This is a genomic window from Aldersonia kunmingensis (assembly GCF_001646865.1).
GTDB classification, from domain to species: domain Bacteria; phylum Actinomycetota; class Actinomycetes; order Mycobacteriales; family Mycobacteriaceae; genus Aldersonia; species Aldersonia kunmingensis.
Genome location: NZ_LRRB01000098.1, coordinates 1 through 5713, shown reverse-complemented (window position 1 = coordinate 5713; position 5713 = coordinate 1). Strand labels below are relative to the sequence as shown.

Annotated in this window: 8 protein-coding genes and 3 pseudogenes; 5 read left to right on the top strand and 6 right to left on the bottom strand. The window is 68.5% G+C overall.

The genetic code is table 11. The features are described from left to right. Positions 1-120 precede the first annotated feature (120 nt). The 3 genes and pseudogenes from A8G08_RS07240 to A8G08_RS07230 all read left to right on the top strand — a co-directional run bounded on the left by A8G08_RS07240 (position 121) and on the right by A8G08_RS07230 (position 2459). Positions 121-1075, top strand: a pseudogene (locus A8G08_RS07240) (acyl-CoA dehydrogenase). Continuing rightward, positions 1072-1827, top strand: coding sequence for a PIG-L deacetylase family protein (locus tag A8G08_RS07235; RefSeq protein ID WP_245672711.1), 756 nt, complete (start codon positions 1072-1074; stop codon positions 1825-1827). Before A8G08_RS07240 ends, A8G08_RS07235 begins: the two are co-directional and overlap by 4 nt. Then, positions 1824-2459: an SAM-dependent methyltransferase gene (locus A8G08_RS07230; protein WP_068272089.1), complete on the top strand. Its 636-nt coding sequence runs from the start codon at positions 1824-1826 to the stop codon at positions 2457-2459. Before A8G08_RS07235 ends, A8G08_RS07230 begins: the two co-directional genes overlap by 4 nt. Before the next feature lie 308 nt (positions 2460-2767). Here the strand turns inward: A8G08_RS07230 and A8G08_RS27040 are convergent, their stop codons facing one another. The 5 genes from A8G08_RS27040 to A8G08_RS07210 all read right to left on the bottom strand — a co-directional run bounded on the left by A8G08_RS27040 (position 2768) and on the right by A8G08_RS07210 (position 4438). Beyond that, positions 2768-2959, bottom strand: coding sequence for a hypothetical protein (locus tag A8G08_RS27040; RefSeq protein WP_169823276.1), 192 nt, complete (start codon positions 2957-2959; stop codon positions 2768-2770). A 32-nt stretch (positions 2960-2991) separates the two neighbouring features. Continuing rightward, positions 2992-3360, bottom strand: a complete 369-nt coding sequence (locus A8G08_RS07225; RefSeq protein WP_068272086.1) for a cold-shock protein — start codon at positions 3358-3360, stop codon at positions 2992-2994. Continuing rightward, the gene (locus A8G08_RS07220; protein WP_068272083.1) at positions 3326-3538 is read right to left on the bottom strand and encodes a hypothetical protein; all 213 of its coding nucleotides are present in this window, start codon (positions 3536-3538) and stop codon (positions 3326-3328) included. The genes A8G08_RS07225 and A8G08_RS07220 overlap by 35 nt, the downstream gene beginning before the upstream one ends. A 90-nt stretch (positions 3539-3628) precedes the next feature. After that, complete coding sequence (locus A8G08_RS07215; RefSeq protein ID WP_068272079.1) at positions 3629-3985, bottom strand: hypothetical protein; 357 nt, start codon at positions 3983-3985, stop codon at positions 3629-3631. Positions 3986-4003: 18 nt separating this feature from the next. Next, complete coding sequence (locus tag A8G08_RS07210) at positions 4004-4438, bottom strand: Hsp20/alpha crystallin family protein (RefSeq protein ID WP_068272076.1); 435 nt, start codon at positions 4436-4438, stop codon at positions 4004-4006. A 139-nt stretch (positions 4439-4577) separates the two neighbouring features. Here A8G08_RS07210 and A8G08_RS07205 point away from each other — a divergent pair, with 139 nt between their 5' ends. Beyond that, the gene (locus tag A8G08_RS07205; protein WP_068272073.1) at positions 4578-4910 is read left to right on the top strand and encodes a MerR family transcriptional regulator; all 333 of its coding nucleotides are present in this window, start codon (positions 4578-4580) and stop codon (positions 4908-4910) included. A 286-nt stretch (positions 4911-5196) separates the two neighbouring features. Here A8G08_RS07205 and A8G08_RS07200 read toward each other — a convergent pair. Then, positions 5197-5424 (bottom strand): annotated as a pseudogene (locus tag A8G08_RS07200) (IS6 family transposase); the annotation flags it as partial. 109 nt (positions 5425-5533) lie between these two features. On the opposite strand from A8G08_RS07200, the pseudogene A8G08_RS07195 reads away from it, so the two are divergent. Next, a pseudogene (locus A8G08_RS07195) lies at positions 5534-5713 on the top strand (hypothetical protein); the annotation flags it as partial.

The window sequence follows — 5713 nt, the reverse complement described above, 5'->3', positions numbered from 1 at the left end:
CGACCTGGCCGTGGCGACGTCGGCGCGGTTGCGCGGGCGAGCCCCCCACGGGTTCGCGGACCATCTACGAACCCAGCACGCCACGACCGGTGTCCGTCACGCACGTGAGATGGATTCGTGGTGAACGCCCCGGGCGAGCGGTTGCACAACCTCGTCGCGGCGGGCGATCTCGACCCGCCGCTGCCCGGGACGGGGCGGACCTGGCAGCGGTGGCAAACGCTGGCCGCGATCACCCGATGCGACACCGTCGTCGGCAGACTCGCCGAGGCCCACTGCGATGCGGTCGCCATCCTGCACGAACTGTCCGGTCCCCGCCCCGAGAGAGGTGACGTTTGGGGCGTGTGGGCTGCCGAACCGCCACAACCGGTGCTGCAGGCCGTGCCCGACGGTCACGGCTACCGACTCGACGGCCGCAAACCTTGGTGTTCGGGCGCATCGATATGCGACCGTGCGCTGGTCACCGCCCGAGTCGGAGCCGAGCGTGCACTCTTCGCGATCGACCTCGCGGACCCCGGGATCCGCGCGGTACCAGGGACCTGGCACGCCGTCGGTATGGCGGCAAGCGACTCCGGTGCAGTCGATTTCGACGGGCGTTCCAGCGGTCGCGGTCGGTGCACCGGGTGACTACCTCACCCGGCCGGGATTCTGGCACGGCGCGATCGGGGTCGCGGCATGCTGGTACGGCGCCGCCTGCGGTGTCGCCGGCCCGCTGCACCGGCGCGTCCGCGACGGTCGCGCCGACGAGCACTCGGTTGCCCATCTCGGCGCGGTGTCGGCGGCGCTGCTCGCGGCGCGCGAGGCGTTGCGGCATGCCGCCGAGCGGATCGACGCCGACCCGCTCGATCGCGAGGGCCTCGCCCGCCTGCACGCGCGAGGGACCCGCGCCGTCGTCGAGGACGCGGCGACCGCGGTGCTCGCCCGGGTCGGCCGCGCCCTCGGCGCCGGACCGCTGTGCAACGACAACGCTCACGCCCGCCGGGTCGCCGATCTCACCGTGTACCTGCGGCAGAGCCACGCCGAGTCCGACCTCGCCGACCTCGGCCGCGATGTCGCCCGGCGGGCCCAACCGTGGTGAGCCCGCTGCAACGTACCCCGCCGGATCGGCCCGGCACCGCCGAGCACGACTGGCAGGTGTGGGGCACAACATTCCCCGAATTCGATCCGGCGAAGCGTCCCCACCACCTCGTCGTCGTCGCGCCGCACCCCGACGATGAGACCCTCGGTGCCGGCGGACTGATGGCGACCTGCCGCGCGCGCGGCATCCCGGTGCTGCCGGTCGCGGTCACCGACGGAGAGGCCTCGCATCCGCGACACCCCTCGTGGACTCCGAAAGTTCTTGCAGCCCAGCGCATCGAAGAGACCCGCCGCGCGCTCGCGACGCTGGGGGTGACGACGACCCCGATCCGGCTCGGCCTGCCCGACGGCGCGGTCACCGCCCACGAGTCCGCGCTCACTGCGGCGATCGCGGGCCTGCTGACCGATCTCGGTGACGGCGTGTGGTGTGCGACCACGTGGCGCCGCGACGGGCACCCCGACCACGACGCAACCGGCCGCGCCGCCGCGGCGGCCTGCGCATCGGCCGGTGGCCGGCTGCTCGAATTCCCGCTATGGATGTGGCATTGGGCGGTGCCGGGCGATCCTACGGTGCCGTGGACCCGCGCCCGATCTGTCCGGTTGTCGCCGCACTGCCACCGCACCAAGTCGGCAGCCATCGGCCACTTTCGTAGCCAGACCGAATCCCCGCCCGGTGACCCCGACCATCCGCCCGTGCTCGGCGAACATGTCCTCGCGCATTGGCGGCGCACCAGCGAAACACTGTTCGTATGAACACTTCCCGCCTCCCGGACGGATACTTCGAGCGGTTGTACCGAACCGCAAGCGACCCGTGGGGATTGCAGGACCGCTGGTACGAGCGCCGCAAGTATGCGCTCACCGTGGCGTCGTTGCCGCAGCAACGGTATCGCCGCGTCCTGGAACCGGGATGCTCGGTCGGGGTACTCACTGCGATGCTGGCCGCCCGCTGCGACGAACTGATCGCCACCGATGTGGTCGAGTCCGCACTCGGGGTGACCGAGCAGCGCGTCGCCAGCACGCCAGGGCTGGGCACGGTGCAGTGTCGCCGGTGGGCACTCGGTTCGCCGTGGGCACGACTGGGACGCTTCGACCTCGTCGTGCTCAGCGAGGTCGGGTACTACCTGCAGGCCGAGGCGCTGCAGGCCAGCCTCGACACCATCGTCGACCACCTCGACCCGGGCGGACACCTGCTCTGCGTGCACTGGCAGCACCCCGCACCCGACTACCCACTCACCGGCGCACAAGTGCACCGCATCGCACACTCGACCGCGGGACTGTCCCCCCTTGCAAGCTATCGCGATCCCGATTTCCACCTCGACGTCTTCACTCGCGGACCGGCATCCTCGGTCGCGGCCCTCGACGGACTGCTGGACCAAGCCGACTGACGGTGTCGCGCACCATCCCCTGGCGGTCGGGCTCGACACGGCACAAGCTGCTCTACGAGAGCGAGCTCGCCGGCAATCGGCTTGCAGCGAGTATTCCGGCGACCGCGGACGAACTAAGCTGCGATGACTACGGGAGCGGACAGACGTTCCGTTTACGAACCCCCAGAGCATCGAGGTCGTGATCTATCGGCGAACTCGGACTACAGTTTTCCTGCGGACTCGATCAACGTCACCCCGTCGGATCCTCACAACAGATTGCATGTAGAGCGGCACTGCGGCCGCGGCGAGGGCGAGGGCCAGTGCGGTGCTCACGTTGGGCTCCGGTGCGTCGGCGATGTCGGCGAGTTGTGCAGGTGTTGGCCGGGGACGGTGTCGCGGGCCCGTGCAGGTGTGGCGCCGTCCATTATTTCGGTCCACCAGTCGTCGAGGGGGCTGGGCTGGGGCCAGTAGACGACACCGGCATCGGCGGGTTCCGCGGTGGGGGTGGCGTATTGGGGCATGGAACTCTCCTGGCAGGACGTGGCGGTGCGGTTCAGGCGGTGTGGCTTCGGCATCGCGGCTGTAACCCTGGTCGCCCGACTGCTTCTGCTTCGGTGATGGTCTGGTCGTAGGTCAGTACCCGGGTGGCTTCGGGGCCGCGGCCGGTGTCGGTGGTGGTGAACACGACCCGCTGGCCGGGGTGCAGGGTTTTGTAGCCGGGGGCTTCGATGGCGGTGTAGTCACAGAACACCGGGGCTCCGCCCCGGTCGGGGCGCAGGAACCCGAAGCCTTTCTGTGCGTCGAACCAGTCGACCTGCCCGGGTGTCCATGCCGGGGTGGGTGCGCCGCGATGGACGGGATCGGCGGCGGGGTCGGTGTTGTGCCGGTCAGTAAGCCAGTGCGAGGTCGTCGTCGTCGGCATAGGGGGTGCTCCATGCTTGCTCGAAACGGTCGGCCGGATCAGCGGAGTCGAGCCCGGCCGGGCCGGGCGAACCTGCCTGCATGGCGTCGAAGTCCGGGCCCAGGTCGCGGTCGGCGTCGTCGGCGAAGGTGTCCTGTTCGACGCGGTCGGCCTCGGACGCGGTCGGTAGCACGGTCATGGCGGTCCTCCTCGAAACAGACTGGTACGGGATGGAATCGGTGGCCGGGCAGCTGCCCGGCCACCGGGACCGAAGGGAAACTTGTTCAGCTCATTGGAAGAGTCGATGTCGGGAATCTGTCGATTGCGCATCACCTCGCTTCGGAAACTGTGCGATCGAACAGGGGTAGCGCAGCCGCGCCGCCGCCACGGGGGGGCTGCGCTGAGTCGGTGCCCATCGCGTCGCCACCGGCCGGGCGGGCAGCGGGTGGGCCCGCGTTCGGTCTTCTGCCCGGTACCCGTCGGGCTCGCCGCCGTCGGGGCGAGCAGGCGGTCGCGGTGGTGGACCTTTCCCGGTGAAGACGGCCTCGATCTCGGCGATCAGGTCGGCGTAGTCGGGATCCAGTGCCAGCAGCTCGGCGTCCTCACACCAGCGATCGGGCGTGGTGTCGGTGATCGAGGCAGGCATCGTCGACCTCCCCCCACCTCAGGCGTTGATGGCCTGATGGTCGTCGTGGCGGGCGATCTCGATCTTGCGGGGTTTGGCCTTCTCAGCCACCGGGATGACCAGCCGCAGCACCCCGTCGCGGTAGTCGGCGCGGATGGCATCGGTGTCGAGGTTCTCCCCCAGGAGCAGCTGGCGGCTGAACACTCCACGGGTGCGTTCCGCGGCGATCATCGACCTACTCGAGTCCAGATCCGGTCGCGACGCGCGCACGGTCACCACGTTGCGCTCGACATCCAGATCCAGCGACTCCGGGTCGATGCCCGGCAGGTCGAGTTCGGCGAAAAACTCATCGCCGTCGCGCCAGGCGTCGATCGGCATCGCCACCGGCCGCGCCGCCGTGCCGAATACCTGCTGCGTGAAACGGTCCAGATCCCGGAACGGATCGGTACGCATCAGCATGGTCGCCACCTCCAACTCACTCCCATCTCGGTCGATTCTCGGTCAGATAACCTGTGTTACCTGACATAGATATTATGTAGCACTCGAACCAGGAGAGTGCAAGTAGGTGCTATCAGATAATCTGGATAGACACCGATTGCGAGGTGAGCAACAGTTGGATCTACAACACGAGTCCCTGCCGGCGGCCGGGCGGGGGGTGTATGCGATCTCGGTGGCCGCGGAGCTGGCCGGGATCGGTGTTCAGACCTTGCGCCTGTATGAACAGCACGGCCTGCTCGCCCCCGCCCGCAGCGCTGGAGGCACCCGCCGCTACAGCGGCGCCGATCTCACCCGCCTGGCCCGCATCACCACCCTCACCGGCGAAGGCGTCAACCTGGCCGCGGTGGCTCGCATCCTCGAACTCGAAGACACCGTGGCACGGCTGCGCGAACAGCTTCGATCCACCCCGCAGATACCGCAACACCCGCCAGCTGCCGACCGGTCCTGACCAGCCCGTCCGCCGGACGCCGATGAGCAGGGTCCGTGGGGCAGAGCTCCCGCTGGCAGCCTCGGTCAGAACAGGGTGTCACGCACCCGTAGTGGCCGGTACCCGGTCGGCCCGTGCTCGGCGAGGTGTTGTCACGTTAATCGACTCGTTCGGTGGCACAGCGTATTCGGGTGTGGATTGACGCAATGGTGGTGTCGCGATGGCCGATTCAGGCGGCGACAGTGCTCCCGGTGGCCTCGAGCCGCTCCGCGAAGCGATCGGCCACCACCCCGCGGTACTCGCCCGCGGACAGCCGGTGCCGGCGCAGCTGGTTGGCGTACGCCTGCCCGAACTTGTTGCACCAGCGCCGGATCGTCTCGTGCGAGACGACCACGCCGCGTTCGAGCTTGAGTTCCTCCACGTCGCGGAACGAGCGTGCGAACCGAAAGTACAACCAGACGGCGTGGTCAATGATCCCGCTCGGGTAGCGGTGATGTCTGTGCGACGGCGCTGCAGTGCGCACAACCCGGATCATGTCAGCACCCTCGATTGCTCGCTAAACGTGGAGTTACTCTTCGATGACCTGTCTGCTTGGACAACCGCGGATCCGGGTATGGGAGACCCAACAGAGCAAGGAGGAAACGATGGCGATCAGAGTGGTTGTACCGACCTTGGTTCTCGCGAGCGCAGCGTTGGCGACGGGTTTGCTTGCCGGATGCAATGACGTCGAAGAAGCAGTCAACCAAGGCGGTGACACCTCATGCAGCGATTACCGCGAGCAGGACAAGGCCAAGCAGCGCGTCACCGTAACGAAGTTCCTCAAA

Coding starts and splice junctions, on each gene's coding strand:
- A8G08_RS27040 (WP_169823276.1), bottom strand. CDS start 2,959: ATGCCCCAATACGCCACCCCCACCGCGGAACCCGCCGATGCCGGTGTC.
- A8G08_RS07230 (WP_068272089.1), top strand. CDS start 1,824: ATGAACACTTCCCGCCTCCCGGACGGATACTTCGAGCGGTTGTACCGA.
- A8G08_RS07215 (WP_068272079.1), bottom strand. CDS start 3,985: ATGCCTGCCTCGATCACCGACACCACGCCCGATCGCTGGTGTGAGGAC.
- A8G08_RS07225 (WP_068272086.1), bottom strand. CDS start 3,360: ATGCCGACGACGACGACCTCGCACTGGCTTACTGACCGGCACAACACC.
- A8G08_RS07220 (WP_068272083.1), bottom strand. CDS start 3,538: ATGACCGTGCTACCGACCGCGTCCGAGGCCGACCGCGTCGAACAGGAC.